This is a genomic window from Aeromonas cavernicola, assembly GCF_002795305.1.
In the GTDB taxonomy this organism is placed as follows: Bacteria; Pseudomonadota; Gammaproteobacteria; order Enterobacterales; family Aeromonadaceae; genus Aeromonas; species Aeromonas cavernicola.
Genome location: NZ_PGGC01000295.1, coordinates 1 through 1,016 on the forward strand (window position 1 = coordinate 1; position 1,016 = coordinate 1,016).

General features: G+C 45.6%; 2 protein-coding genes. Both read right to left on the reverse strand.

Going from position 1 to position 1,016, the window contains the following annotated elements:
• Window positions 1-146: 146 nt before the first annotated feature.
• A complete protein-coding gene (locus tag CUC53_RS18650; RefSeq protein WP_100295434.1) occupies window positions 147-764 on the reverse strand; it encodes an RNA-dependent RNA polymerase family protein in 618 nt (205 codons plus the stop codon).
• Window positions 765-793: 29 nt separating this feature from the next.
• Window positions 794-1,016, reverse strand: a 223-nt coding sequence (locus CUC53_RS19395; RefSeq protein ID WP_236757978.1) for a hypothetical protein, incomplete at its 5' end; no start/stop codon positions are given.

A 1,016-nucleotide genomic window follows, 5' to 3' on the forward strand; every position in this document is an offset into this window, starting at 1 on the left:
CCAATTCTGAATCCACCTGGCCAAACTTCCCTGGATCTCATGCCTTCTGACTTTCTGAATAAACCTACCATGTGGAATCTTACCAAATGCTTTACTAAAATCCACGTAGTTCACATCCACTGCACTACCTTCATCTATATTCCTGGTCACCTCCTCAAAGAGCTTGTTAGACATGAACTGCCTTTCACAAAGCCATGCTGACTGTCCCTGATCAGACCATGATTCTCTAAATGCCCATAGATCCTATCTCTAAGAATCTTTTCCAACAGCTTTCCCACCACAGATGTAAGGCTCACTGGTCTATAATTACCCGGACTATCCCTACTACCTTTTTTGAACAAGGGGACAACATTCGCCTCCCTCCAATCCTCCGGTACCATTCCCGTGGACAACGAGGACATGAAGATCCTAGCCAGAGGCTCAGCAATCTCTTCCCTCGCCTCGAGCAGCCTGGGGAATATTCTGTCAAGCCCCAGGGACTTATCCATCCTAACATATTTTAACAACTCCAACACCTCCTCTCCCTTAATATCAACATGCTCCAGAACTTCAACCTCACTCATATTGTCCTCACCATCATCAAGTTCCCTCTCAGTGGTGAATACCAAAGAGAAGTATTCATTGAGGACCTCGCTCACTTCCACAGCCTCCAGGCACATCTTCCCACCCTTATAGATAAACAGTCCTACCTTCACTCCTGTCATCCTTTCCTTCTTCACATAATTGAAGAATGCCTTGGAGTTTTCCTTTACCCTACTCGCCAAGCCCTTCTCATGCCCCCTTCTTGCTATCCTCAGCCCCTTCTTAAGCTCCTTTCCTCAATAGCCCCATCTGATGCTTGCTTCCTAAACCTCATGTATGCTGCCTTCTTCCACCTGACTAGATTTTCCACCTCATTTGTCACCCATGGTTCCTTCACCCTACTATTCTTTATCTTCCTCACCAGGACAAATTTATCCCCAAACATCCTGCAAGAGATCACATAGTACATTTCCTGCAAAAACATATTCCTAACT